Origin of the sequence: Nitrosospira briensis (assembly GCF_900115125.1) — a bacterium.
In the GTDB taxonomy this organism is placed as follows: domain Bacteria; phylum Pseudomonadota; class Gammaproteobacteria; order Burkholderiales; family Nitrosomonadaceae; genus Nitrosospira; species Nitrosospira briensis_A.
In genome coordinates this window covers 1,083,092-1,108,854 of sequence record NZ_FOVJ01000001.1, presented here as the reverse complement: position 1 = coordinate 1,108,854, position 25,763 = coordinate 1,083,092, and the positions used below count along the sequence as shown (strand labels likewise).

Here is a 25,763-nt window from a genome sequence, read left to right as displayed (position 1 = left end):
CGGACAGGTTATCAACTATGAGCAGCAGCTAACTGGTAACGGCTAATCAGCAGTATTCCCTCTGAAAAGGGTAGACGTGTGCTGTCATTATGCATGACGGCTATCCGGCAAATACTATCGGACAACAGGTTGAAGAACGGGATGGGAAAGGATCAAAGGACAGGACAATATCGGGGAGGGGCGATGGGTTGATGATCATCCGAATGCAGCCATGAACTGAGCAGCCAGGATATCAGGTATCGATCGTCTGACATGAGAGCGGGGGAGGCAAGACAGCGCGTGTGACACGCATACCTATGCTAAGCCGGCATCATGCGCTTTCTTTAAAAAGTATCACTGCCTCGTCTTTTTTTCTTTCCCGTATTTTTTCAACGTTTGCCAGATGGTTGTAGCCGCTCGACTGGAAGTGTTTGAACCTTTTTTGCCGAAAGGCTGCTGATCTGTAGTCGAACAAGGTAAAAGCAGTGCCAAACACATCCTGATCATGACGTTTTTTCATTTTGCTGTCCCTGAGGGGAATAAATAAAAAGCTGAATAAACCACAGCCCGTTCGCCAAAGCGCATACCGATAAGATTGACGGGGTATCTTTAAAACTGGCGGTCATGATTTTTCAGTTACCTTGAAAATTTACTACGGCTCTCGCTAATGTCTTCAGCTTAGGGCTAAACTTTTACAGTAATATTAAAAGCTTCTTTTTTCGAGTTGTGCACATTGTCATGGCGCAGACCGCTTTCCGTTTGTGCGCAACCGTACGAAAGTTGTCTTTGCAGCATGGGATTTCAGTATTTGTTGTTTTTCGGGTTTTCGACACCCGTGCAGCACTTCTCCCGGCCATGACGTTCGCCAGCGGTTATCATTGTTTTTATCCAGTGATGCCGGGTAAATAGAGAAGAACACTTCACAAAACAACAAGGCAGGTTTTACTTTCAATCCTAGCTGAATTTCGCATACCTGAAATTTGTGCGTACTTGTCATCTCCGGATGTATCCCGCTAATATTTGCCCAGCTATCGTAATCGCGGGTTGCGTTCGCCTATATCGAATTTTGAGGCCGTTGAGGGTTTAGCCCGTTTATGAAAAACAGGATCAGTTCACGCTTGTCCGGAAGTGTCCCGCTTTCTGCGGATGTGGATGAGCAGCCATGGTACCGCTCGCGCAGATTCAGCATTTTCGTTTTGGTATTTTTAACCAGCGCTGCTATCAGCCTGGCTTACATCTACAGTCAGCCCGCCGTCTATCAAAGCAGGGCAACATTGCTGACCTCGGCGATGACGGCCATAGACCGCGAAAGCAGCGACGCCGATATCCAGCACGTGGCCATTCAGCGTCAGATTTTTTTAGGCCATGAGCTTGCTGCCGAAACCGTGTCCAGGCTGAAAGCATCCGCTGCCGGCAAATTTCTGGTTCAACTGAAACCATCCGATATCCAGAATTTGCTGAATGTCTCCCCTGTCGCTGAAACCAATCTCGTCGAGATTATGGCGGAGGGTACCGATCCCAAGTTTTTACCGCTGCTCATCAACACGTGGATAGACGTTTACCTTGATGCGCGGACTGAAGAAGTCAAAAAGTTGACGAGCAATACCGAACGCATTGTCGAGGACGAACTGGATGGCCTGGCCGACAAGGTCAACTCCGCCAGGCTGGCACTGGAGGACTTCAGGAGAAATAACGATATCTCTTCTACAGAGCGGGAAGAAAATGAAGCCGCAGCCCGCATGAGAGGCCTGAATGAAGCGCTGAATAAAGCCTCCGAAGCTGAGGTCAAGGCGAAATCAAACCTGGATGCTGTGAAAGCCGCGATATCCCGGGGAAAAGCAGTTGTCCCTGATGACGAGAAGGGTAGTCTGGTTGATCTGGAAACAAGGTTGCAGGATTTGCGCGAGAAACTGGCGGGACTTGACAAGAAATTTACCCGCGAGTATTTGAATCTGCAGCCCGATTTGAAATCAATTCCGGAGCAAATCAAGGAACTTGAGACAGCGGTCAACAACAAGCGCCGATATGGTCAAAACGTGGTATTGACGGATGCAGAAATGGCTTACACAGCCGCACAGCAGACCGTCAGGGATATTCGGGCGCAACTGAGCGAGCATAAAAAGGAGGCATCGGCGTTCTCATCGAAATTTGCGCAACATGATGCGCTGAAAACCGATCTGGAAGGGCTTGAAACCCTTTATCGTGAAGCGCAGGAGCGGCTGGTACAGGTCAAGACGGGGCGCAAGGACAAATACCCTCAGGTAACCGTCATTAGCAGGGCTTATGAATCAACGGATCCGGTGAGGCCGGCCTATACGCAAGAAGCTTTGATAGCGATAGTTGGGTCCCTGTTTTTAGGGCTCTTTGCCGTCTGGGTTTTCGAGTATTTAACCCAGAAGAAGGATCAACATCCGGCTATTGCCATTTTCGGCATGCAGAATTATTCAGCTGCCAATGCAGGTACCAAGTTGATTGATGATCCTCATCCCGCGCTGGGGACCACAGCCCGTTCACTGGATAATAAAGCGGCTCACGTGCTGACGAATTCTGCGCCTCCGTATCGAGAGCTCAGCAGTCATCAGTTAAGGACTTTAATCAATGCTTCAAACCTGAAAGGAAAGCAACTGATCGGTTTATTGCTCAGTGGCGTGAGCATTAATGAGGCTGCGATGTTACGGCCGAATCAGATTGATCTCGAAGCGGCAACGATCAACCTCGACGGGACCTCGTCTAGAACCATTCCTCTGAGCAAGCCGCTCAAATCCCTGCTCATTGAATCAGACGGCCACCCCGTCTGGAGTCCCGGCGATGCGGGGACGTGTATAGATCTGTCAGCGGCACTGGTGTGCGCAGCGGTTGACTCGGGCTTGCCCGATCCCGAGGAAATAACCGCCGACGCAATCCGGCATAGCTATATCACTTATCTCGTGCGCCAGGGGCTGCGGCTGTCGGACCTTGAACAGATCACGGGACACCTGGAGCCTTCAGTTATTTCCAGCTATAGTGCCTATTCACCGCCGCAACAAGGCCGTCACATTAGCGATATTGAGTTAACTCACCCTGCATTGATCAATACAGTTTGACCAGGGAGGTATGCACGGCTGTTCACAGGGCAGGGTGACAGTGCAAAACCGGGAAGCTAAGTCGAGCAGAATCTGGACTGGAGCACAGCCCTGTAAAGCGCCATTTTGCGAGTTGGCAAATGAGTGCTCTAACGAGGTTTTTATTCCCGGATCCTCGGATTATGCCAGCGTTACCGGTCCGTGATCGTCACAATGATCACCATGCGGGTGATGAAGATGGCCGTCAACCAGATAGTCGATATGTTCGCCATGCGGCACCATCTCGTGCCCGCATTCCGGGCCGTGAGTATGCTCTTGTTGATGGCTGTCGCATTGGTGCCCAGGCGTGCATTCGTCCGGATTGCTCTCCGTTATATCCAGTGAGTGTTCGTCCATATGGTCGCCGTGCGGGTGATGCAAGTGGCCATCGTGCAAGTAGTCAACATGGTTGCCGTGCACAATACGTATATGCCCGCATTCAGCGCTATGCGGATGAGTATGATTTTCGTGCTGTGGCAGGATACAATTAGCCATTTGCCGCTCTCCTTCAATAAAAACATGGATTAATCTCGGTATACACTGCATGCAAAGCAATTAAAAAGATGCGTGCGACCGGATCCTGACGTTAGCGATTGCCACGAGACCTTCGATCATTTCGCCCAGCCGGATCCCAGCATACCAAGAATTGATTTGACCGATACTACGGGGTTGCAGTTCCTTCAGCGCGGGTGAATAACACCTAGAACGAGCAGGTCGAGACAGAAATCCAGGCTGGATAAAGGCGAGTGCCGCCAATAGAGCGTTCGCTTGCGCACGGACGCAGTGTTTACAGTGTTTATATGGCAAGGGAGTGGCGATTGAGCCAGCTTGGGTCAAGCAAGGCCGGTTAAGCAAGGGAAAATCTCGTAATGGAAATGAAAGCACACAAGCAAGCACATACCAAACAGGGGCATTTACAGGGAAACCTGGTAATAGTAGGTTTTGGCAGCATAGGCCAAGCCTTGCTAAGGTTGCTGTTCCACAACATTGAAATAGCCCCCGAGCAGGTCAAAATAATTTCTGCCGACGAGAATGGACAGAACATTGCAAGAGAATTCGGCGTTGCATTTACGCCTCATTTGTTGACAGAGGAAAACTATCTTGCCGTGCTCGAACCGTGCCTGAACAAGGGGGATTTCCTGCTCAACCTGGCAGTGGATGTTTCCAGCCTTGCGCTTGTAGATCTGTGCTGGCGGCGAGGATCATTATATCTTGATACTTGCATTGAGCCCTGGTCAGGCGGCTATACCGACAGGTCGGTCTCGGTGTCGCTGCGCTCCAATTACGCTTTGCGAGAAAAAGCCCTCGCTTTCGCGCGTGAAAAAGGGGAAGGGCCGACGGCCCTCCTGGCGCACGGCGCCAATCCCGGCCTTGCTTCGACATTCGTTAAGCAGGCTCTGCTGAATATCGCCGCCGATACAGGCATGAAAGTAAAAAAACCGGTAAGCCGGGTAGAATGGGCCGAGCTGGCATCTCGCCTTGAAATAAAGGCCATTCATATCGCCGAGCGCGATACGCAAATAGGGGCGCAGCGTAAACAGGCCAATGAATTCGTCAATACCTGGTCTGTGGATGGATTCGTGGGCGAGAGCCTTCAGCCTTCCGAGCTCGGATGGGGCAGCCACGAGCGTCACTGGCCCCTTGACGGAGCACGTCATGGATTCGGCTGTGATGCAGCCATTTACCTTAATCGCCCGGGTGCCGCTACACGCGTACGTAGTTGGGTACCTCTTGGCGGTTCTTACCATGGTTTCCTGATCACACATGGTGAATCCATTTCAATAGCGGATCATCTCACCTTGAGAGAACATGGAAAGGTGGTCTATCGTCCGACAGTGAATTATGCCTACCATCCCTGTGACGACGCTGTGCTTTCCATCCACGAGCTGGCAGGCAGAAATTGGCGCTTGCAGTCCAGCAAGCGAATTCTTCGCGACGATATAGTGGATGGCGTGGATGAGCTCGGCGTCCTGCTCATGGGGCATCGCAAAGGAGCCTATTGGTACGGTTCGCGCTTGTCGATCCATGAAGCGCGGCGATTGGCACCGTATAACAACGCAACCAGCTCGCAAGTCGTGGCTGGGGTTCTGGCTGGCATGGTCTGGATGCTTCAAAATCCTTACGCGGGCGTGGTAGAGCCCGATGACATCGACCATGAAGTTATCCTGGAAATTGCACAGCCTTATCTTGGCGAGCTTGTAAGCGTATACACCGATTGGACGCCCCTGCAAGACAGAGGATGGCTGTTCCATGAGGATGTGGATGGCGCCGACCCGTGGCAGTTCAAGAATATCCGGGTGATTTAGCGCTTTCCTTAACCTGGATTACAGTAAATTGGACGTGGTAACGACCGGCCTGATCCAGCAAGATCTAAAGAGGAACAGCCAGACCTGTTTTTCTTTTATTACCAGTGTTTGGATTGTGGGATTTTTGACGTTGAAAGCTGCAGGTTCCCCCCTTTGCGTGGGGCTTACTACCAGTGGTCATGCCTGGGCGCGGTGATCAGTTCCGATTCAACCCTTCCTTTCTCGACCTGGATTTGATGGCGACCATTTTTTCTTGCCGGGTTTTTTTTATGTCGTCCCAGACTTCCTGAGTCTTTGATTGAGAATGTTTGAACATTTTTTGTGTGAAGACCTCCGCTCCGTGGTCCAGCGGACCAGAAAAGGAGGTGAATGCTTCATGATGATTGTGATTTCGCTTCTTCATTTTTTTCTCCTTCCAAAAAACAAACGGCAAAGAAAAAATCCGGTGATAGCACAGCCGGCCCTGCGTCATACCCTTTCCAGATAGTTCTATCAAAAAAATTTAGTCAACGACATGCGGGCTTGGTTCCCAAAACCCGGACCTGTGCAACGTATTTTTTATGTGGATGCCGAGGGAAATCTCGACCTCGGCAAGAAGCTCGTCATCCATAATTGCTATGGATAAGTATGTGGATAATCCATGGGCACGATGAGTAAGTCGCCCCTCCGCGCGAATTGGCTATCACGACCGATGTGCTGCTCGGTATCCAGTTAACACAGACGCAGAAGAAGGGCGTTATATCCGCCCGAGCCGTTCTACTTGAGCGGTTGAAGGTATTTTTTCACTGCAAGTTCGCCGATCTGTTTACCCATTGCGGTTCCCACTTCCGCCGAGCTACGATAGTGCACGCCATCATAGATCCGGGCATTCGCAACTTCCCGTGTAATATCTTCGATTCGCGTCCAGCTTCGCGACGTGCCACCCGCGGCCTGGCTTACCGTCGTCAGAAGCGGCATGGGTTCTGCTCCAACCTCCGCTTCCAGTACTGCGCCGACAGCGCCGGAAATAATGCAATGCGCGCAGGGATATTCAGGGTGCATGGGCGTATCGATGAAGGGCAGCCAGGACGGATCCCGCTCTGTGCGGTCGTTTCCGTCGATATCGCCGTTGCGGATCGCCGTGACGGGCCGCCAGAAGCCATAGTGGTACTTCGCATCAAATACCGCGATCAGCGCATCGTTCGTGGCTTGGGTCACTGCTGCGAACAAGCGCGCGTTCCGGGTAGTTTCTCTTCCCGGGACGTCGGCAACAGAGCGCACGATCCCGTGATAAATGGGGGGCATCACCTCCTCCCAAAAACGGGCGATATCGGTCTGTTCAGCAGTACGCTGCCTACTATTCTTGCCGCCCAGCGCTTTGACCTCGTTGTAGTCACGTGCCCATACGTCACTGTTGAGCCGGGGAGGCGGAGCGGGACGAAATTGCGAGGCGCTCGTCATCAGCCATGGCGTGATCTGTAACCAGTGGGGCGCTTCCGGTATTACGGTCGGCACGTATACGCCTGGAGAGGTATGAGGCCGATATGTTTCCCCTGTTGCGATTCCATCATTTGCGCGTCTGGACAGAATTCCCCTGGCAGCTTTTTCTCCCACTAAAATACCGTCGGTCTTTGCCGCGCCATCGCTCACCTTCGTCAACGCAGCCTCATAAGCGGCTTCGACAGCAGGTTTCCGGGATGGCACGAGCTCCGACAGCACGATGCGATTGACGGCCGCAACGGCTGCATCTACCGAAGCCCCCGGTGGCGCCTTCAAGCCGGACTTATCCGATGGATAGCGTTTGGTAATCGCATTTACGGCTTCGTATACTGCCGCATGCATAATAGCCAGTACCCGATCAGCCGGCAGCGGGCCCAACCGGGCATCGACAATGGCGTCGCCTGCAATGCGATTCCAATCGGTCACTGCATCGGCTTTCAATGCTGAACTTGAGAGCGCCGAGACAAGGGCAACCACCGAGGCAACGGCCAGTCCGGGTGTCAAGCGCTTCCTGATGTTTTGAATCATAGATTTTTCCACGCTGGAGTTAAACAACAATATACTTAGGACCAGGTGCGTCCCGGCCAGACTTTGGTTCAAGGAATGCAGGATTTGAATTGATCCTGCAGGTATCTGCAATATGCGCCGCACGATGGCTTGGCTTGAGGTAAATGTCCAGCTTGTGTATTGTAACGTATCAAGGAGACTGAATTATGGATATAGAATGGAAGGTGGTTGACGAAAATCATCACGAGGTATTTGTAGAGCAACATGTCAGAGGTCTACTCTGGATTACAACGGCCGGTTTTACATTTTGGCACAGTTATCCCAACCCCGCCGTGGACCTCACCCATGCGAAGACCGTCGAGGAGGCAAAAAAAGCCGTGGAAGCCGCTCTTCGTTTAGGGGAGTATGAGGATCCAGTCGGGATGATGAACCAACCGCATTAGCAGACTGTATCAGAGGCTTGCCCAGACGCGGGCCGGGCATTTCCCTGGTGCCCGGGTGCAGGAATCGGTCCGGCCCGGAGGAAGAGCTTCATTGTCCACAATTTCTGTGGATAAGTTTGTTGATAAGCTCTTAACACGGTGAGTAAGTCGCCTTCCCGTAACGCTATTTTCTTGTTTGGCTATTTTTTAAACATTTAAGAAGTACGTTTAATTTCAGCATGTTAAGAGAAAAGCCAGGCGTGGCGCGCGTTTGCTGCGGTCGATGGTGGCTGATTATACGATTATTGTTACGCGTGTGGATTACTGTAAAAATGTCAAGCGAAATTTCTCGTATATCTTTGTCGGCCCGCAGAAATTTCCCCGGGATTCATGGGGACTAGCCGTCATACCAGGGATTTCAGCCGCGCTTCTGTACCCAGAACTGATACATGCCGGTAAAAGTATCAGGATGTTCCAGTTCGAACATATGCCAATTGTCCAGATTGGCCTGAGGGATATCATCCGGAAAGCGTTGCCCATATTGTTTGATGACGGCGGAATCAAGGGAAAATCCGATAAACGTCAATTCAAGTTCCCGCAGATTTTCCTTCAGTTGAGGCAGGGTGTAACGATGCTCCTGAACATGAAAAAGTAAATCGCGGCATTCACTGACGGTATAAAAATCTCTGGCCGATAAAATTTGCCTGAACTGCGCAGCGTTTTCCGCAGACATCAGTTCCTGGCGGCAACGCCGGATATCTCCAGGATTCGATGCATATCCCCGTTCTGCAATGAAACGTCGCGCTGCGGTTTCGTTCCGCCGGGCGTACTCACTATAAAAACCGAGGCGCATGAACGCGCCAGGCCGCATTAAGGAAACCAGTTTTCGCCATCCCGCCAAAGGATCTGCAAGATGATGCAGCACACCCACTGATTCCACGATATCGAAGGTGTGATCTGCTGAACTCAGTGAATCGAGGCTCAGGATGTCGGCCTGCGCGTAATCAATATTCTTCAGGCCCAGCTCGCGAGTCTTTCTTTTCGCATAGCAGAGGCTTGTCAAGCTCAAATCGACAGCAAGAACTTTGGCGTTCCTGTACCGCTGCGCCGTTGAAATCGAGTGCTGACCCGTTCCGCATCCGGCTATCAGAATGTCGAGCCGCCTGTCCGCCTCGTTAACCCGGCTCCTCGGCGTGAACGAGGAAAGAGGAAACTTGTTGCGCAGATAATCCTCTATCGAGACCGCTTTGCTGCGCGGGAGCTTGACCCACCTCGGGTACGGATTCTCCTCATACTGCTTTTGAACCGTAATGGAAATGGCATCCGCAATGGGAGTCAAACGCGGCATAAGCGGGCGATAACGGCGTTCTTCCAGAGGTTCTTCTACCTGTTGCACCAGCAGTGCAGCCACGGCATCAGGCCATGGAGAGGCCAGGAGCGCTTCGACGGACGGTAATGAAGCCAGCGGGAAATATGCCGCCACGGCTGGCAGCCATAAAGGAAGAACCGGTTCTTTCGATGCGAGAGCAGCAGCAAGGCGGTTTTTCAACGATTGCGCCTGATTGAACTCTTCCTGAGGGCAGGAAAAAACGTATTCATTGATGAAGGACTGCCGCGCCAGTGCGCAATAGAAAGCCAGTTTATCTTTATCAGCATCAGACGCGTCACGCACCCTGCCGTGATTTTCGCTGCTAACTACCGCGTCCAGCATGGCAGATCGTATGGCGGTGAGAACCCGTTCGAGTTTCGCATCACAGACAGGTGTAGTCTCCAGCACACAATGAAGCAGCAGGTCGTCGTAAACAGGGGCGAGGTCAGGTGAGCCAGAGGAACGGGCCAGTTCTTGCTCCGGTGACCTGGTCCCAGCAGCACAGTTCCCGTTCAGAGCTCCATTCGACGCCCGAGCAATCCATTTTCTGATACCGGGATTCAACTTGACCAATGATATGGCCGGGTTTGCCAGTTCGGCGGGCCGTTCCCACGGCTCACGCATGGCTCTGATGATGAGTGGGCGAATACCGGGAATTTCATGAGTAAAGGAGACGTTTCGTATGCACTGCGCGAATCCTTGTTTTATGTCCGGGTCCTCACTGATTCGCAACCCGGACTGGTAACTGATAATCGCCTCATCCAGCTTGCCTTGTTCTCTCAGCGCGTTCCCTAGATTGCTGTACGCCTGGGCATAGTCTGGCCTGAGCGCGAGCGCGTTTTGGTAAGAGGCAACCGCCTCGTCCAGCCTGCCTAGTTCCCTCAGGGCATTTCCCAGGTTGCTGCAAGCCTCCGCAAAATTCGGCCGCAAATGGAGCGCCTTTTTAAAGCGGAGAATGGCTTCCTCGCGCTTGCCCTGCTCATTCAGCAGGTTTCCCAGGTTGTTGTGTGCTTCGGCGAAACCCGGATTCAAGGTCAGCGCCTTGCGATAGCTGGCAGCCGCGTCATCCAATTTGCCTTGTTCCCTTAGCGCATTCCCCAGGTTGCAATGCATTTCGGCTAAATCCGGCTTGACCGCAAGGCCCTTGCGATAATTCGCAATCGCGTCGTCCAGCTTGCCCTGTTCCATAAGGGCATTTCCCAGATTGGCGTATACCTCCGCCATATCGGGTTTAAGATTGAGGGCCTTGCGATAACTGTTAATCGCATCTTCCAGCCTGCCCTGCTGCTTGAACACATTTCCCAGATTCCCATGGGCCTCGGCATAGTCAGGTTTGAAGGCGAGCGCCCTGCTAATGAGCTCAATGGCGGCTTCAATTTTTCCCGTTTGCCTGGCTATTAGCCCCATGAAGTGCAGCGCGCCAGGATGCTCGGGCGTTACCTGAAGTATCCGATGATAGATTGCTTCCGCCTGAGGTAAGTGCCCGGCCTGATGATATTGAATTCCGGTCTGGAGGTATTCCGAAATTGATGGAGTAGGGGAAGCTGCCGAACTCGTGCGTGCGGTTGACATTTTTTCCAGCTCCTGGCAGCAATACTTGTATTTTTTGCCGCTCTTGCATGGGCATGGATCGTTACGTGAAATCTTTTTCATGCGGCTACTCGTAATTGATATTCATAATGCAGAGCAAAGAGCTTAATGGCTGGTCTGGTGTTGAGCCAACTGCCAACTGTTTAGCCAGTCGTTTTGCCCCTTAAAGCAGCCATAGACCAGGTTATCCCGGGTAGCACCATGAACTCAGGCAGTGGCATGGATGGACTCCTATGTATCCAACACATAAGGAATTTGATGGGGCTACATCAGTTGATTTTACCTTGAGATTTTCAATACGTGATCTAAGCTAAAACGTAAAGCTCGTCGGATTACACTTTTCGCCTATTCCGCTTCATCGGAGCACATAAACCATGAAAACAAGCCATAGCTCAAAAATCAGCAGTCTGGTCCTGGCCTCGATCCTGATCGGTCTCGGTTTGGTATCCCCGGCGTTTGCCGGTTTTCGTTCTTTCATTGTTGACCCAAATAGCAAAATGGTTGCCGATATTGGAAGTCTGGGCGGAATCGACGCTTACGGCCGGGGGATCAACGATGCAGGGCAAATAGTGGGTTGGTCAAGAACGCCTGAAGGAAATACCCATGCCTTTATCACCGGCCCCAAAGGCGAAGGAATGGTTGATCTGGGCACCTTGGGAGGCAGTGATAGCTGGGCCTATGGTGTCAACGCTACGGGACAGGTTGTAGGACGTTCCCTTATAGCCGGTGACGGCTCTTATCATGCTTTCATCACCGGCCCCAATGGTATCGGCATGACCGACCTTGGCACTTTGGGGGGTAGCAACAGCTGGGCTCATGCAATCAATGCCTCCGGACAAGCCGCCGGAATTTCCCTTACAACCGGCGACAATTCTTCCCATGCTTTTATTACTGGGCAGGGTGGTGTGAATATGACCGACCTTGGCACGCTGGGTGGAGACTACAGCGCAGCCCATGGTATCAACGAAGCGGGACGGGCAGTGGGAGATTCATTCATCAGTAACGGGAGTCAACACGCCTTTATTACGGGCCCAAACGGTGTTGACATGGCCGATATCAATACGCTGGGCGGTGAGACGTTTGCAAACGGAATCAATAGTACAGGGCGAACAGTAGGGCAGTCAGACTCTCATGCTTTCATTACCGGCCCCAATGGCTCAGGCATGACTGATCTCGGTACGCTGGGGGGAGATGAAAGCGTAGCGTTTGGCATTAACGATGCCGGACAGGTAGTAGGTTCGGCGCAGGTAGCCGGAACGCCGCAGTCACCTCAGGGTGATATGCATGCCTTCAGCACCGCCCCTGATGGCGTCGGCATGAGCGATCTTAACTTGCTGGCGGCCCTTCCGGGAGGGTTTCTGAGTGAAGCCAATGGGATAAATAATTCAGGACTGGTGGTTGCCAATGGCTTTGTCGCTCCCATTCCCGAGCCTGCATCCTCTGCCTTAATGATTGCAGGTCTGGTTCTTCTCGGAGTCATCATGCAAGGCAAGAAGCAACTGACGTAGCTTTTCCCCATAACGCCAGAGCCCGCCAATCACTTTCGAGGAACAGGACGGAATAGATAACGGCAGGCAGCGCCAAAAATTTCTCCGTCTACTATCGCACGCGGCAGAGAATACGGAATGTGTGTTAACGAACAGTTACAGCTACAGTTTCGGGTTAATCTGCGCCTGCAGGAGCGCTTATAATTAACTTAAAAAAGGAAAATCACATGAAAAGCCTGAAGCTGTTTATGTTGGTAGTGATGCTTGCAGGAATTACCGGTTGTCTATCAATAAGTACAGATAAATCCGGTCCTCCCGGTCCAAAGGGAGACCCGGGAACCAGCGAAAAGATTATTGTCGTGCCCGAGAAAGATTATTGAGCGGGTGGTTTTCGCAAATCGCGCGGACCCGTTCACGCTTTGTCTTTGTAACGGGTTCGGCCTAACCATACACACGTAAACTGCGTATTGCATTCCTCGGAAAGATCGATGTTCACTCTTTCAGGAAATACTACAGATGGAGGCGGCTAAAGACTGGTTATCTACTATAGCCTGATAAAGCGCAGCGATACTGTAGAATAGACCCCTATCAACTAATATTACCCTCACCCCATATCTGCTTACTCGCAGCAGACGATAGGGAATGAGCGAGCTTTTAAACGCACCCAGGCGGGCTCCCAATTTATCAATGCGGGAATTACTTCACCTCCGGCATTGACCAGCTTCACCTAAGTCATTAGTATATGCACCTCTCCAATTCCCCGATAGCTCAGTCGGTAGAGCGACGGACTGTTAATCCGCAGGTCCCAGGTTCGAGCCCTGGTCGGGGAGCCATGAAATCAAGCACTTATGGTTTGGTAGCAGTATCCGCAGTCCTAGATCTTCTTCGTTGTTATCCGTTTGTTATCCGTTAGCCCAATAACAGAGCTGTTTCTGATTTCACCGACCAGATAAGATGGAAGTAATATCCGTTCCTTGATCCCTGCAGAAGCTCCCGCAAGCTGTCCTATTGCCGTAGCTCATACAACCCTGATTGCAGCAATAGTTGAGGTTTTAGTCAAACTTGATAAAGAAAGAACGGGGGCACGCGCAACCTCCTGCTTTTCGACCGGTTCATCATTCCTCTGAGTGTCCGGTAACACTGGTCTCCCGTAACATCTAGCAAAAAAGCGGTATCCCATCCCCCATAGCAATGTTGGTCCGCTTGTGATTGCGCGCCAACATGAGCCCGAGCAGAAGTAACAGGAACTCTATACGTACGCGTACGTTACGCGTGTTAAAAACATATACGCGTCAGGTAACTAGACAAAATATAGTGCGGTAAGATTGGATTCAGACAAGTAAAGGCTGGGCAAGGTTGTGGTCATGAAATATACCTTGCTTTAGAAGTTTTCTTATTTGCTGTCCAGTGCAAACGCCACCAGTTCAATCGATGGCGGGGGCACAAGCGGGGTTACGAACAAAACCTAGAGCAACTGCCTCGCGGAGCTGATGATTGAGCATGGGTGGATTATCTAAACCAGGTAAAGTCCCTTCACCGGGGCAATTGTAAGAGAAGTAAAGGAGGACGCTTTTTTGAAAAGGTTTGCCAAAGTACAAGAATGGCTTCTAGTCGAGGACGCTGCCAAGTACCTTTCCCTCGTTTTTAAAGAAGAAGTATCCCAAGCTCATGTAATGAGGCTTGCGCTTGACGGAAGGCTACCGTTATCCGTGGATTTGGTAACGACAGCGAAGGCGAAACATGGAGTATTAGTTAAATGCACTCAAGATGAGATCGACATATCTCGCGTTGCTGGGGCACCACTTCCGGCTTTGGAATGGCAAGAGATCTCCCCGGATGAAGTCCCAACCCGTGTCGGAGGGACTGCGGAGGAAGCAACAGGAAAATTAAGACTTGAAGTCAGGAGTCTGAAAATTGGAGATGGCTTATACGTCACCTTCCATAACAGCAGCATTAGCACTGTTGAGGGCCTCTGGGATTTGCCCATGGTCGGTGGTGAGCGCATTGATATAGAAAGCAGATATCAGGTGCTCACGAATGGGACGGTGCTGGATTTCTCAGCAATCGAAGGCTGTATTGTGCAGAATACTGATGGGCAATTCTGTCAGCTTCAAGAGATTTTGGACGTGCCTTCATATTTACGTTCCTGGAATGCCGATCTCGAAGAGCTGAAACAGCATATAGCCGACTATGACCTGGGGAAAACGGAGGCGGAAGCGTTACTTAATAATCACCAGGAAGAGCGAAAGAAATTCCTGGAGATGCAGAGGCGCCACCCCACTTCGAAATTCTATTATCCGGCGCCACGCTTACCCAAAAGCAGTCGCTTAGTAGTACGTACACAGGCCCTACGGGAATTTGAAAATAGTCCAGCCCACAGGCAACGGGACGTTCAGTATGCCGATACACTGACAGGAACAGAGAGAATCACTGCGTTAAAGATGGTCGGTGGAATGGCAATGATGGGCTATGGAATGGACATTCACGCCGGCCGGCTAGAACGCATCGGTGAAATAATAAAAGATCTCGAGCGGGCTGGAGCGGCTGTCACTGAGAAGACAGTTAGGGAATGGCTTAAAGAAGCCGCAGGCGTTATTAATTCCCCAAAGCGATAGACTCCCGTTCTAGCAAACCCCCTCAATCCTGAATCACTGCGGTAATTACCGAAGTCCAAGCGGTAATTACCGCAGTTTTTTTTTGCTATTTAGTAAGGTGATCATGCAAATCCCGGATGGTCCGGGAAGCGCTTAACCGGTGCAATCCAGGCTAATCTGAGAGCAAGTAGTCAGTGCAGATACGGAAAAGCCGGGAAGCACCTAAATAGGAGCTTTCAAGCATGGTGCAGGAGCTCAAAGTGACGCTCGTCATTCTGCGTCTTAAACAAGTGTTGGCTCGAACGGGAATCTCACGTTCGTTCATGTATCAAAAAATGGCCGAGGGCCTGTTTCCACCGCCCGTTCGCTTAGGCGCACGAGCGGTCGGTTGGGTCGAGAGCGAAGTAGAAGCATGGCTTGCTGCCCAAGTCAAAAAAAGCCGCAGGGCTTGAGGGTGGCTACCATGACTACGGCACCAAAAAGCAGCAATCAGTGCAACGAGGCAGATTCTCAGGCATTGGGCAAGCAAAACCTTGCCACAACCTGTCCCGTATCAGAACTTCAATCACCTGTATCGTCTGTCGGAACACAATCTCCTTCGAGCTGCCAGATTGCACCGAGCGGCATCGATGGCCGCACAACATTTGGTCCCATTGAGCAATTCCGAAGCGCAATTCGAGCGGCGGGCCTCACCCCTCCAGATGTAGTCGAAGCAGACGGAAAGTTGCATCGCTTTGCGAGCAACGGCAAGCCTGGCGACGATGCGGGCTGGTATGTGCTTTACCTTGATGCCATTCCTGCTGGATGCTTCGGTGACTGGCGAGGGGGAGTTACTCAGACATGGCGCGCTGACACTGGTCGTACCCCGACTTCCGCTGAGGAAGACCAATATAGAGCCAGGATAGAGGCGATTAGGCGCGAGCGCGAAGCGGAAGAAGTGAGCCGTAAGACAGAGGCACGAAAAAAAGCGAATTGGATATGGGCGAAAGCCGAGCCATGCAAGGAACACCCCTACTTGGCAGCCAAGCGCATCAAAGGAAACGGGGCAAGGCTATATGAAGGTTTGCTTGTCATCCCGATGCGGGCGGGGAGTGGGCTTCAGTCCCTGCAATTCATCGATTCTGATTGCAACAAGAAGTTTTTAACTGATGGTCGTGTGGCTGGCTGCTACTTCAGCATCGGCACTACCGTTGGTGCGCCTGTGCTGTGTATTGCCGAAGGCTTTGCCACCGGCGCAACTATTCATGAGGCAACCGGCTACCCTGTTGCCGTAGCCTTCAATACTGGCAATCTTGAGGCTGTGGCAAAAGTCCTACGCGAGAAATTCCCCGACCTTCCCCTGATCCTGTGCGCTGATGATGACTGCGGCACATCAGGTAATCCCGGACTGACGAAGGCAACCGAAGTGGCACGCGCTGTAGGAGGGCTACTGGCAGTTCCTGACTTCGGTTCCAGCAGACCGCATGGGGCAACAGACTTCAACGATGTGGCAAAGCTGCGCGGCATGGAAGCAGTACGGCAGGCCATAGTGAGTATTGTGGCTTCAGAAACAGGCGAAGTTAGGGGAAATGAAAGCAGGGAGGATCGCCAAGGTCCTGACCAAGCCACTTTGGTATCACCGGAACCCGAGGTAACACAGGTAACAGAGGTGCAAGCGAGCAGCGATGGGCCTTTCCCTGTTACCTGTGTCAATACGATAGAGGTAACACAGGTAACAGAAGTCACTGCCATCCCTGTTCCTGACATGACCGCACGGCCCGCCTTCCGTGTCTTTGATGATTGGGTGGAGCATAACGGGGAGAGATTCCGCCCCGGTGTATGGCATTTTGGCATCGACAAGGAAGGTAATCCGACCCAAACCCGCGTTTGTTCTCCTCTGCATGTTGACGCTCTGACCTCCGACGGCCAAGACACCAACTTCGGACGCATGCTGCGCCTTCGCAACAGCCTGCATCGGTGGCGGGAATGGGCCATGCCAATGGGAATGCTCGGTGGTGCCGGCGATGAGCTTCGCAGCGTACTGCTAGCTTTCGGAGTGGAAATCGAGCCATCGGGGAAGGCGCGCAGCCTGCTCCTCAAGTACCTGCAAGGAAGCTCCCCGAAACGGCGCATGCGCTGCACCAGCCAAGTGGGCTGGTGTGAGGATTCTTTTGTGTTGCCTGATAGCGTTATCGGGCCCAAGGCATCAGGGGTGATCTTTCAAAGTGGCGAGACCGGACACGATGAACATACGCGGGGTGGCACCCTTGCTGATTGGCAGCGTGAAATCTCGCAGCTCGCTGTCGGCAATCCGCTTTTGATGCTGGCCCTGTCGGCATCGTTTGCCGGGCCAATACTCGCCCTGTGCAATGCCGAAGGTGGTGGATTGCATTTTGTAGGAGACTCATCCACCGGCAAAACAACCTTGCTTGAAGCGGCTTGCTCTGTCTGGGGTGGTCCCAATTATCGCCGCAGCTGGCGGGCGACTGCGAATGGCATGGAAGGCACTGCTGCACTGTTCAATCACTGTCTGTTGGCGCTCGATGAAATCAGCGAGTGCGATCCGCGCGAAGTCGATGCAATTGTCTACGCCTTGGGCAATGGGCGTGGCAAGCAGCGCGCCGGACGGAGTGGGAATGCGCGAGCATTGACCCGGTGGCGCTGTAGTGTGCTGTCGAGTGGCGAGCGGACCATCGAAACCACCATACAGGAAGGTGGACGCAGAGCAAAGGCCGGTCTGGCTGTACGCCTGCTGGACATTCCGGCAACCCGTGTCTTTGGCGCATGGGATGACCTGCAGGGTTTGCCGAGCGGCACCGCCTTTTCTGATGCGATCAAGCGGGCAGCGGCGACCCATTACGGGCACGCCGCGCGAGCCTTCCTGGAAAAGCTGACCCGCGATAATCAGGATTTTTGTGCCTTGCTTGAACGCATCAAGGGGCTGCCTGAGTTCTCCGCCAAAGATAGCGAGGGCCAGGCAAAACGAGCGGCTGCACGCTTCGCCCTGATGGCCCTGGCAGGTGAGGTCGCGACCGAATACGGCATAACAGGGTGGTGCCCAGGCGACGCAATCAAGGCGGCAGCGGTAGGTTTCACGGCATGGCAAGCATCTCGTGGGTGCGGCAATAGTGAACGAATGCAGGTACTCGAACAGCTTTCGGGCTTCATAGAGCGGCATGGCGATTCGCGTTTTTCCAATGCCGACGCAACAGGGGAGATTCCAACCCGTGAGCGGGCGGGATGGTGGCGCGATTCCTCTGAAGGGCGCATCTATCTTTTTAATGCAGAGGGGTTCCGGGAAGCGCTCAAGGGGTTTGATTTCGATCGCGCACGCGAACTTCTGGTGGAAGTCGGAGCATTGCCGCAGCGAGACGCCGAGGGTAAGCACTCCAGGAGCTTCCGGGTCAATGGGAAATCGAGAAGGGTGTATCCGATAGACGTGAATAAGCTGGAGGTCCATCATGCTCGATGACCTGCTCACAACCCTGGAAAGAAGCGGTTCTGATACCTCTGTTACCCCCTGCGACCCGGCAGAGGTAACGGCAAAACCCGCATCAATAAAGGCTTGCACCCTTGTTACCTCTGTTACCTCAGAAAACAACGATGCCGGAAATGATGGAGCGAACCCGAACGAATGTGGGTTGGCGAGTTTTTCTCATTGGTGGCGGATTCACTATCGTGACCGCAAACCCGAGGAAGTATCATGCACTCCCCCGGCAACTTATGAGGAAATCATGGCATGGCGTCCGGAGGCAATAGCAGCTGAACCTTTCAAGCCAATACCACGGAAACCAGACGGTCCCCTTAGCGCGGATGATGAAGCCAGAATTCGGGCGTGGGTTAGGTATATTGGCGAAACGGAGGAGGGCATCAGTGAGGTGATTGATCGATGCCATATCGATGCGGATGCGAGGTGTTTCCATATTGAAATGGCGAGGAAGGTTGTAATTACCGAAGGATTCTGACATGAGAAAAAAGGGAACAGCGCGTACTTATGGAAGTGACGGGTATAAGGGAGAGCATTTGGTAGAAACGTCACCAATACGCGCACCATGCAGGGCTCAAGAAAAGGTATCTACTAGCCTGGAAAAGAGATCAATCGCGGACCGCAAGCAAGACAAACCCACTGCTAAATCTGGGGAGGAGGAATATCCTCGCAAGACGGTGCAGTGCGAAGACGGAAAAACCGGGGAGGAAAGAGGGCGCAAGTATGCACGGCTTATGACCTCTCCAGAGCTTGCGGCTTATCGTGTAATCAATGGTGTTGAGCAAAACTCGGGTATCGACAAACATCTTGATGTGCCAACCTTGATGAAAACCCTGCGGGATCAGGCAAAGGCGGTGAATCGTGGAGACTTGTCGGAAGCCGAGGCGATGCTGATGAATCAGGCAACGGCGCTTCAAAGTCTGTTTGCGCGGCTGACAGAAAAAGCTTTTTTAGCCACACAGCTTCCGCACTTTGAAGGTTTCATGCGAATGGCGCTCCGAGCACAGAATCAGTGCCGGGCAACACTGGAAACGTTGTCAACGATCAAGAATCCTCCGATCGTTTATGCCAAGCAAGCGAACGTAACAACTGGGCCACAACAGATCAATAATGGGGTTGGTTCAACTTCGCACACGCGTGAAATCGAAAACGGGCAAATCCAACTATCAGTGGAAGACAATGAGCTACGAACGGACACAGGAATACCGGCGCTTACGGGCCGAGTTAATCAGAAAGTGGAAACCATGGGAAAAATCCACAGGACCGAAAACTCCTGAAGGTAAGGCCGAGTCTGCCAAGCGTGGATATAAAGGCGGATGGCGGAAGCAAATGCGGGAAATACGGAGCATTTTGAGGGGTCAGGAACGGGCGCGGCAGCACATGATGGAGTAGAACGGACAGGAACAGGGGCACTAATGCGCATAAGCAACCGGCACATCGCTCCATCTTGTCGTGTAGCAGGGCGAGGTGTTTTCCCGGCGCATGGCCCAGGGCTTGGGAGCGACTGAAGAAAATACCGATACGGTATTGCGCCCATAGCGCAGGTTCAAGGCATCGATTGCTTTCATCAATCCATCGGAACGATTGCCGGTTCCATGTTGGGCAAGCAACGAGCCCTGTATTGTCCGTGCTTCACCGATATCTATGAGCATCACCCCGGCTTTATTATAGGTATAGCCCGCCCGGTAGATTTGCTTGAGTCCGAACAGGGCGGCGCGCACCAGCAGGCGGGTATCGGAGCTCTCGTTTGGCAGAGGAACAACCATGCTGTTGCTGTACTGGGGATCTTGCTCCCGGAAGCGATTGGTCTGGATGAATACCTGGATGGCGCCGCACACCCCGTTTTGGCGGCGCAGTTTTTCCGCAGCGCTGCTCGCGTGGCCGGCGACGGACTCGCTCAAGTGTGGCAAGGCCCGGACCGGCTGGCCGAATGAGCGGGAGGAAATGATCTGTTTTCGGGGCGGGGCGACTTCTTCCAGCGTCAGGCATGACAGTCCGCGCAACTCGTTGCCGGTGCGCTCCATCACTACCCCAAACCTTGCGCGCAGCCAGGATAGGGGCGTGTCACGCAAGGCCTTGACCGTGCTGATCCCAGCCGCGTGCAACTGCGACCCTATGCGCGGGCCTACACCCCATACTTCCCCGACCTCTATGCCGGAGAGCAATGCATCGGTCTCTGCCAGCGGCATGGTCGCTAGATCACAGACGCCATTGAACCGGGGCTGCTTCTTGGCTATATGATTCGCAAGCTTCGCCAGCGTCTTGGACGCGCCTATGCCCACGCATACCGGTAGTTCCGTCCACTGGCGTATGCGATGGCGGATGGATTGCCCCATGTAGGCTGAGGTTGGCCACAGACTGCCCAGCCCATTCAAGGTCAGAAAGCTTTCATCGATGGAATACACTTCCATATGGGGGCTATAGTCCCGCAGCATCGCCGCGACGCGGTTGGACATGTCGCCGTAGAGCGCATAGTTGGAGGAGAGGGCGACGATATCGTATTTGTCCGCCAGTTCCTTCAACTGGAAGCAGGGCGCGCCCATCCTGATGCCGAGCGCCTTTACTTCATTGGATCGCGCAATAGCGCAGCCGTCGTTGTTGGAGAGGACAACCACCGGCCGGTTTTCAAGGGACGGGTTGAATGCCCGTTCGCAACTCACATAGAAGTTATTGACGTCCACCAGCGCAAAGAGCTGCCGGCTGGGGCTTGCATCTGTCGCCATGCTACACGGCGAAACGCGCTACCGCTCCGGTCCCCACACCCCACACCTGCAGTTCCTCGTGCTCGCTGAAACGAATCGGCGGGTAAGCCGGATTCTCTGCATGGAGCTCGATCACTCCATGATGGCGATAAAGGCGTTTGACCGTGTATTCGTTATTGATGACTGCAAGCACAATATGGCCATGCCTGGGCTCAATCGAGCGGTCCACCACCAGCAGGTCGCCATCGTGGATGTTGGCCCCGGTCATGGAGTCCCCAATCACGCGAAAAAAAAAGGTCGCGGTCTTGTTACGCACCAGGTAGTTATTTAGATCGAGCGCGGATTCCAAGTATTCGTCAGCAGGGGAGGGGAAGCCTGCTGGAATGCGGTGCTGCAGCAGGGGCAACAGACAGAGTTCGGGGTCGGTGGCGGCCGGCGGCAAGTCAGGTAACGATACAGGGGTGCGTGACGCGAGCCGAATTATCGGGTTCATAGAGAACAATCGTTCTGGAAGGATGCTAGTATAAAGCGTCGGCCTAGGGGATTACAATCGAGACATGTGTGGACGATTCGAGCAATCCGGAACGCGCAGGCATTACGCTCGAGTGTTGGGCGCGGATACGCACGGCCATGAATGGCAGGGGGGAGATACCGTTCCTCAATACAACGTCAGCCCTGGCAGCGCACCGCTGATGCTGCACACCCTAAACGGTAAGCTGCAGTCTGACTACGCAACCTGGGGCTATCGCACGCCAGCTGAGGGGGCCGCCAAGAGACGCCCATGGATCAATGCGCGTGTAGAAAAAGCCCTGACAGGGCGCTATTTCCGGCACATGTTCCGGGAGGGAAGGGTAATCATTCCTGGGGGGGGTTGGTTCGAGTGGACGGTAGAGGGCAGCAAGAAGCAGCCTTGGTATATCACCCGTAAGGTCGAGGCGCCGATTTTCATGGCTGGGCTAACTAACTTCCGCCCCTACACCGAGCAAGACGTTGAAGTCGGATTCGTCATCGTCACCGAGGACTGTGAAGGCGGCATGGTGGATATACATGACCGTCGGCCTGTTGTGCTGGAACCGGAGGACGCGTGGCGCTGGATGGACCCTGATACGCCGGTTGAGGAAGCGGTGCACATCGCGCACACGCGCTCTTTGCCTACCGAAGCCTTTACCTGGTGGAGAGTAGATAGAGCAGTGAACCGAGTCGATCCGAATAACAATAGGAGAGAGTTGATAACACCGATAAACGAATTAACGCGGTAATGAGAAGGTCTTTATGTGTCCTAACCTAAACTTAATCTGACAGACAGTGTTAGGCCGTAGGGGCCACGGACACGGGATCCTGCATTGCCCGATCCAATTGTTTTTCCAACGCCAGATGCCGACTATCAATGAAGGTCTGCATCGGCGTCTTGCCAAAGCAGTGCTTGCCAGAGTGCGTACGCTGTTCATTGTAGTCCTTCATCCAGATGTCTACATCGGCTTGCAACTCTTCCAGCGAATGATATAGCTTACGGCGGAAAGCGGTGGCGTAGAATTCGTTCTGGATCGTTTGATGGAAGCGCTCGCAGATGCCGTTGGTCTGCGGACTCTTCGTTTTTGTCCTGGTGTGGTCAATGCCTTCCAGGTCAAGATACAGCGCGTATTCGTGCTGCTCGCGGTTGCCGCAATACTCGCTGCCGCGGTCGGTCAGGATGCGCAGCAAAGGTACACCGTGTTCCTCGTACCACGGAAGTACCCGATCGTTGAGCATGTCGGCGGCCGTGATGGCATGCTTGTGATCGTACAGCTTGACCATTGCCACCTTGCAGTAGGTATCGATGAAGGTTTGCTGGTAGATTCTCCCAACGCCCTTGATATTGCCTACGTAGTAGGTATCCTGGCTGCCCAGGTATCCGGGGTGCTCGGTCTCGATCTCCCCGTGCGCTTCCTTCTCTTCCCGTGCTTTCTCCAGCGCACGCAGTTGGTCTTCGGTCAGGATCAACCCATCCTGCGCCACCTTGGCCGACAGCGCCGCCAGGCGCTTCTTGAACGTCTCCAGGTCATGGCGCTGCCAGATCGAGCGTACCCCGCCTGACGAGATGAACACACCGCGCTTCTTCAGTTCGTTCGATACTCGCAGTTGCCCGTAGGCTGGCTGCTCCAGCGCGAAGCTCACCACCGCCTCCTCGCGCTGGATCCACCCGGTTCTTCAGGATCGGCTTGCGCCGGCTGATCTCCTGCAGCGCAGCTTCTCCACCTTGCTCGTACAATTCCTTGAAGCGATAAAAACTATCGCGGCTAAATCCCATCACCTTGCAGGCCTTCGATACGCTCTCCAACTGCTCAGCCAGTTTGAGCAGGCCTACCTTGTTCCGAATGATCTTCCGTTCCGTCATCACGTTCATCTTGACTCTCCTGTTTTCATCAATTACAACAGAAATGTCAGATTAAGTCATGATTAGTACACTTTATGCGGGGCCATGCCTCCTACCGTTTGAACCCCAATATTTTCATTGCCGGTAATATGGATTGCCTTGCCGCTTCATAGTCGGACCACGGCTCATTTCCTCTATCCAACCGGTCATGAATGTTGGAGGCAGTCCAGCGGTCTGCACTCGTCAGCCCCGCCAGTTCTTCCCAGGCCAGCGGCACCGACACTCCCATGCCTGAGCGGGCACGAACTGACCAGGCGCATACGGTCGTGGCGCCAAAGCCATTGCGCAGGTAATCGATAAAGATTTTTCCCCTCCGGTTGCTCGGGCCGCTCTTCGCCACAAAACGCTGGGGTATCGTCTTCGCCAGATGCACGACGATAGCCTCGGAAAAATCCTTTACCGTATCCCAGTCACGCAGCCTTTTGAGCGGAACCACAACATGCAAGCCCTTTCCTCCGCTGGCCTTGAGGAAGGATTTCAACTCTAGCTCATTGAGAAACACGCGCACGAGCTCCGCCGCTTCCTGCATATGGCTCCACTCAAGCCCCTCTCCAGGGTCGAGGTCAAATGTCATTCGGTCGGGTTTGCCGATAGCGTTCTTTGTGGCGTTCCAGGTGTGAAATTCGATCCCATTCATTTGCGCCGCTGACAGGATGCCCTCAGCGATGGGGATTTCCAGAAAGGACGGATGATCAGGATCCAGCGCCGGGTCGAGCTGATTGACGCCGGGCATATTGGCTTTTTCCAGGTGCTTCTGAAAAAACAGTTGCCCCGTGATCCGGTCCGGTGCGAGCACCAGCGATACCAGCCTGCCCTTGAGGTGCTCGAGCATCAGGGGAGCGACCAGGCCATAGTAGCGTACTAGGTCTATTTTGGTGAAGCCGCTGGCGGGATCGATTACCCGTTCCGGGTTGGTTACGCGCAGGGATGCCGGCAGGGTCGCCGAGTCAGGTTTCATGGCGGTAGAATGAACCGGTGTTTCGCGCACGATTACCTCGGCCTTCTTATCCGATCTTAAGCCATGAAACACCGAGTGGCGGATATGGCCGTCCCAGGTCCATTCGGCAAAGGCGACCTCGGCAACCAGTGTCGGTTTCACCCAATGGACATTGCGGCCGATGCCGGTGGCTTCGGCAAAGGGATTGGTGGCAGCTTCGATCTTGCTCAGCTTCGCCTTCAGATCATGCAGGGTTTTAGCGCTAAATCCAGTACCGACATTGCCGGCGTAGCGCAGTTTTTTTTCTGCATCGTAGAAGCCCAGCAAAAGCGAGCCGATCCCTACCCGTGAACCCTGCGGGTCGGTGTAGCCGCCGATGACGAATTCCTGTCGCTGACTGCATTTCAGTTTTATCCAATCAGGGGAGCGGCGAGAGACATAGGTCGAGGACTTGCGTTTGCCAATGACACCTTCCAGGCCCATGCGGCAGGCAGAAGCAATGATGTCGTTTGCAGGCACGTCAAAAGTCTCGCCGAAATGTACCGTTTCTGAGGAGCGAGTCTCGAATAGCCCTTTGAGGAGTTCCCTGCGTTCGGTGAGCGGTGCCGCTCTTAAGTCAAAACCAGCATAAAAGGGGACATCAAAAACGAAATAGATGATGTGTTGCGTGCGTGAACTGTCAAAAGCGTTTTGCAATGCCTGGAAGTCCGGAATTCCCTGCTCGTCGGGTACGACGACTTCCCCATCGAACCATCCGCTTTTGAAGCCCATTTCGCCGATTGCTTTTACGATATGCGGCATTTTATGGGACCAGTCATTGCCGTTACGGGTGAAAAGCTGGACTTTCTCGCCGTCTATGCGAGCGAGTATCCGGTAGCCGTGGAATTTGATTTCGTAGGTCCACTCAACCGGGTCATTGGGGGGCCATCGACCAGCGTGGCGAGCTGCGGCTTGAGCGCATGAGGAAGGTCGGCCTTGAGTGCGTTTCCAGGCAAATCCGGCAAACCGGACGCTTTTTTCTTTTTTGGCGACGCTTTGGCACTGGCAGCCTTTACACCGCTTAGCGAACCCGGCATTTCCAGTCCGGCTACGCTATCAGGCATTTCATCCACTACGCTGTATTCACTGGCGGGGCGAACATATTCATCTTTTTCCTTGATGAGCAGCCAGGGCTCCTGCTTGGTTTCTTCCTTATTGTGGATCCGAACCAGCGCCCAGATGCCTTTCAGCTTATGGCCGTGCAGTGCGAATTTAAGCTTGCCCGCGCCATAGCCTTTTTTGGGATCTTCCAGCGGAGTCCAGGTCCCCTTGTCCCAGATGATGACTTTTCCGGCGCCATACTCCCCAGCCGCGATCTGGCCTTCAAAGCGGTTATAGGAGATGGGGTGGTCCTCGACATGAACTGCCATCC

20 protein-coding genes, 1 tRNA gene and 1 pseudogene are annotated in these 25,763 nt (G+C 53.3%); 12 read left to right on the top strand and 10 right to left on the bottom strand.

The features are described 5' to 3' along the window. Positions 1–310: 310 nt before the first annotated feature. A complete protein-coding gene (locus tag BMZ14_RS05015) occupies positions 311–499 on the bottom strand; it encodes a hypothetical protein (RefSeq protein ID WP_074795223.1) in 189 nt (62 codons plus the stop codon). Between the two features lie 574 nt (positions 500–1,073). On the opposite strand from BMZ14_RS05015, the gene BMZ14_RS05010 reads away from it, so the two are divergent. Next, positions 1,074–3,062: a GumC family protein gene (locus BMZ14_RS05010; RefSeq protein WP_074795221.1), complete on the top strand. Its 1,989-nt coding sequence runs from the start codon at positions 1,074–1,076 to the stop codon at positions 3,060–3,062. A gap of 159 nt (positions 3,063–3,221) precedes the next feature. On the opposite strand, the gene BMZ14_RS05005 is transcribed toward BMZ14_RS05010, so the two are convergent. After that, positions 3,222–3,575: a hypothetical protein gene (locus tag BMZ14_RS05005; protein ID WP_074795220.1), complete on the bottom strand. Its 354-nt coding sequence runs from the start codon at positions 3,573–3,575 to the stop codon at positions 3,222–3,224. 374 nt (positions 3,576–3,949) lie between these two features. Here BMZ14_RS05005 and BMZ14_RS05000 point away from each other — a divergent pair, with 374 nt between their 5' ends. Continuing rightward, positions 3,950–5,386, top strand: a complete 1,437-nt coding sequence (locus BMZ14_RS05000; RefSeq protein ID WP_143071893.1) for a homospermidine synthase — start codon at positions 3,950–3,952, stop codon at positions 5,384–5,386. Positions 5,387–5,582: 196 nt separating this feature from the next. Here the strand turns inward: BMZ14_RS05000 and BMZ14_RS04995 are convergent, their stop codons facing one another. Together BMZ14_RS04995 and BMZ14_RS04990 are read right to left on the bottom strand one after the other, a co-directional pair. Further along, complete coding sequence (locus tag BMZ14_RS04995; RefSeq protein WP_143071892.1) at positions 5,583–5,789, bottom strand: hypothetical protein; 207 nt, start codon at positions 5,787–5,789, stop codon at positions 5,583–5,585. A gap of 353 nt (positions 5,790–6,142) precedes the next feature. Next, on the bottom strand, positions 6,143–7,393 hold the full coding sequence (locus tag BMZ14_RS04990; RefSeq protein WP_074795217.1) for a vanadium-dependent haloperoxidase: 1,251 nt from the start codon (positions 7,391–7,393) through the stop codon (positions 6,143–6,145). Between the two features lie 185 nt (positions 7,394–7,578). Here BMZ14_RS04990 and BMZ14_RS04985 point away from each other — a divergent pair, with 185 nt between their 5' ends. Beyond that, the gene (locus BMZ14_RS04985) at positions 7,579–7,815 is read left to right on the top strand and encodes a hypothetical protein (protein WP_074795216.1); all 237 of its coding nucleotides are present in this window, start codon (positions 7,579–7,581) and stop codon (positions 7,813–7,815) included. Between the two features lie 397 nt (positions 7,816–8,212). Here the strand turns inward: BMZ14_RS04985 and BMZ14_RS04980 are convergent, their stop codons facing one another. After that, positions 8,213–10,816, bottom strand: a complete 2,604-nt coding sequence (locus BMZ14_RS04980) for a class I SAM-dependent methyltransferase (protein WP_074795214.1) — start codon at positions 10,814–10,816, stop codon at positions 8,213–8,215. A gap of 311 nt (positions 10,817–11,127) precedes the next feature. On the opposite strand from BMZ14_RS04980, the gene BMZ14_RS04975 reads away from it, so the two are divergent. The 8 genes from BMZ14_RS04975 (at position 11,128) to BMZ14_RS14615 (ending at position 19,577) form a co-directional block, all read left to right on the top strand. Further along, complete coding sequence (locus tag BMZ14_RS04975) at positions 11,128–12,261, top strand: HAF repeat-containing protein (RefSeq protein WP_074795213.1); 1,134 nt, start codon at positions 11,128–11,130, stop codon at positions 12,259–12,261. Positions 12,262–12,467: 206 nt separating this feature from the next. After that, complete coding sequence (locus tag BMZ14_RS15030; RefSeq protein WP_177186910.1) at positions 12,468–12,620, top strand: hypothetical protein; 153 nt, start codon at positions 12,468–12,470, stop codon at positions 12,618–12,620. Between the two features lie 377 nt (positions 12,621–12,997). Next, positions 12,998–13,073, top strand: a tRNA-Asn gene (locus BMZ14_RS04970). A gap of 741 nt (positions 13,074–13,814) precedes the next feature. Beyond that, positions 13,815–14,855, top strand: a complete 1,041-nt coding sequence (locus tag BMZ14_RS04965; RefSeq protein WP_074795211.1) for a hypothetical protein — start codon at positions 13,815–13,817, stop codon at positions 14,853–14,855. Between the two features lie 221 nt (positions 14,856–15,076). After that, on the top strand, positions 15,077–15,286 hold the full coding sequence (locus tag BMZ14_RS04960) for a helix-turn-helix transcriptional regulator (protein ID WP_074795209.1): 210 nt from the start codon (positions 15,077–15,079) through the stop codon (positions 15,284–15,286). Positions 15,287–15,297: 11 nt separating this feature from the next. Next, entirely contained in the window at positions 15,298–18,285 is a 2,988-nt protein-coding gene (locus tag BMZ14_RS14755; protein WP_177186909.1) for a DUF927 domain-containing protein, read from the top strand. Then, positions 18,275–18,778 (top strand): hypothetical protein, encoded by a 504-nt coding sequence (locus tag BMZ14_RS04950; RefSeq protein WP_074795207.1) that lies wholly within the window; start codon positions 18,275–18,277, stop codon positions 18,776–18,778. The genes BMZ14_RS14755 and BMZ14_RS04950 overlap by 11 nt, the downstream gene beginning before the upstream one ends. Position 18,779: 1 nt before the next feature. Further along, positions 18,780–19,577: a hypothetical protein gene (locus BMZ14_RS14615; protein WP_083396629.1), complete on the top strand. Its 798-nt coding sequence runs from the start codon at positions 18,780–18,782 to the stop codon at positions 19,575–19,577. Between the two features lie 135 nt (positions 19,578–19,712). Here the strand turns inward: BMZ14_RS14615 and BMZ14_RS04940 are convergent, their stop codons facing one another. Continuing rightward, positions 19,713–21,023, bottom strand: a complete 1,311-nt coding sequence (locus BMZ14_RS04940; RefSeq protein ID WP_074795204.1) for a Y-family DNA polymerase — start codon at positions 21,021–21,023, stop codon at positions 19,713–19,715. Position 21,024: 1 nt separating this feature from the next. Beyond that, positions 21,025–21,495 carry a LexA family protein gene (locus BMZ14_RS04935; RefSeq protein WP_083396628.1) on the bottom strand — a complete coding sequence of 157 codons (471 nt, stop codon included), beginning with the start codon at positions 21,493–21,495 and terminating at the stop codon, positions 21,025–21,027. 64 nt (positions 21,496–21,559) lie between these two features. Here BMZ14_RS04935 and BMZ14_RS04930 point away from each other — a divergent pair, with 64 nt between their 5' ends. Continuing rightward, entirely contained in the window at positions 21,560–22,261 is a 702-nt protein-coding gene (locus BMZ14_RS04930) for an SOS response-associated peptidase (RefSeq protein ID WP_074795202.1), read from the top strand. 49 nt (positions 22,262–22,310) lie between these two features. Here the strand turns inward: BMZ14_RS04930 and BMZ14_RS04925 are convergent. The 3 genes and pseudogenes from BMZ14_RS04925 to BMZ14_RS15415 form a co-directional block, all read right to left on the bottom strand. After that, positions 22,311–23,385: pseudogene (locus BMZ14_RS04925) on the bottom strand (IS481 family transposase). A gap of 82 nt (positions 23,386–23,467) precedes the next feature. After that, positions 23,468–25,210 (bottom strand): DNA ligase D, encoded by a 1,743-nt coding sequence (ligD, locus tag BMZ14_RS04920; RefSeq protein WP_256208419.1) that lies wholly within the window; start codon positions 25,208–25,210, stop codon positions 23,468–23,470. Then, the gene (locus BMZ14_RS15415) at positions 25,207–25,761 is read right to left on the bottom strand and encodes a DNA polymerase ligase N-terminal domain-containing protein (protein ID WP_256208394.1); all 555 of its coding nucleotides are present in this window, start codon (positions 25,759–25,761) and stop codon (positions 25,207–25,209) included. Before BMZ14_RS15415 ends, ligD begins: the two co-directional genes overlap by 4 nt. Positions 25,762–25,763: the final 2 nt, after the last annotated feature.

What these genes read in the sequence shown, in the direction of transcription:
- BMZ14_RS05015 (WP_074795223.1), bottom strand. Translation starts at nt 499, where the DNA reads ATGAAAAAACGTCATGATCAGGATGTGTTTGGCACTGCTTTTACCTTG.
- BMZ14_RS05010 (WP_074795221.1), top strand. Translation starts at nt 1,074, where the DNA reads ATGAAAAACAGGATCAGTTCACGCTTGTCCGGAAGTGTCCCGCTTTCT.
- BMZ14_RS05005 (WP_074795220.1), bottom strand. Translation starts at nt 3,575, where the DNA reads ATGGCTAATTGTATCCTGCCACAGCACGAAAATCATACTCATCCGCAT.
- BMZ14_RS05000 (WP_143071893.1), top strand. Translation starts at nt 3,950, where the DNA reads ATGGAAATGAAAGCACACAAGCAAGCACATACCAAACAGGGGCATTTA.
- BMZ14_RS04995 (WP_143071892.1), bottom strand. Translation starts at nt 5,789, where the DNA reads ATGAAGAAGCGAAATCACAATCATCATGAAGCATTCACCTCCTTTTCT.
- BMZ14_RS04990 (WP_074795217.1), bottom strand. Translation starts at nt 7,393, where the DNA reads ATGATTCAAAACATCAGGAAGCGCTTGACACCCGGACTGGCCGTTGCC.
- BMZ14_RS04985 (WP_074795216.1), top strand. Translation starts at nt 7,579, where the DNA reads ATGGATATAGAATGGAAGGTGGTTGACGAAAATCATCACGAGGTATTT.
- BMZ14_RS04980 (WP_074795214.1), bottom strand. Translation starts at nt 10,816, where the DNA reads ATGAAAAAGATTTCACGTAACGATCCATGCCCATGCAAGAGCGGCAAA.
- BMZ14_RS04975 (WP_074795213.1), top strand. Translation starts at nt 11,128, where the DNA reads ATGAAAACAAGCCATAGCTCAAAAATCAGCAGTCTGGTCCTGGCCTCG.
- BMZ14_RS15030 (WP_177186910.1), top strand. Translation starts at nt 12,468, where the DNA reads ATGAAAAGCCTGAAGCTGTTTATGTTGGTAGTGATGCTTGCAGGAATT.
- BMZ14_RS04960 (WP_074795209.1), top strand. Translation starts at nt 15,077, where the DNA reads ATGGTGCAGGAGCTCAAAGTGACGCTCGTCATTCTGCGTCTTAAACAA.
- BMZ14_RS14755 (WP_177186909.1), top strand. Translation starts at nt 15,298, where the DNA reads ATGACTACGGCACCAAAAAGCAGCAATCAGTGCAACGAGGCAGATTCT.
- BMZ14_RS04950 (WP_074795207.1), top strand. Translation starts at nt 18,275, where the DNA reads ATGCTCGATGACCTGCTCACAACCCTGGAAAGAAGCGGTTCTGATACC.
- BMZ14_RS14615 (WP_083396629.1), top strand. Translation starts at nt 18,780, where the DNA reads ATGAGAAAAAAGGGAACAGCGCGTACTTATGGAAGTGACGGGTATAAG.
- BMZ14_RS04940 (WP_074795204.1), bottom strand. Translation starts at nt 21,023, where the DNA reads ATGGCGACAGATGCAAGCCCCAGCCGGCAGCTCTTTGCGCTGGTGGAC.
- BMZ14_RS04935 (WP_083396628.1), bottom strand. Translation starts at nt 21,495, where the DNA reads ATGAACCCGATAATTCGGCTCGCGTCACGCACCCCTGTATCGTTACCT.
- BMZ14_RS04930 (WP_074795202.1), top strand. Translation starts at nt 21,560, where the DNA reads ATGTGTGGACGATTCGAGCAATCCGGAACGCGCAGGCATTACGCTCGA.
- BMZ14_RS15415 (WP_256208394.1), bottom strand. Translation starts at nt 25,761, where the DNA reads ATGGCAGTTCATGTCGAGGACCACCCCATCTCCTATAACCGCTTTGAA.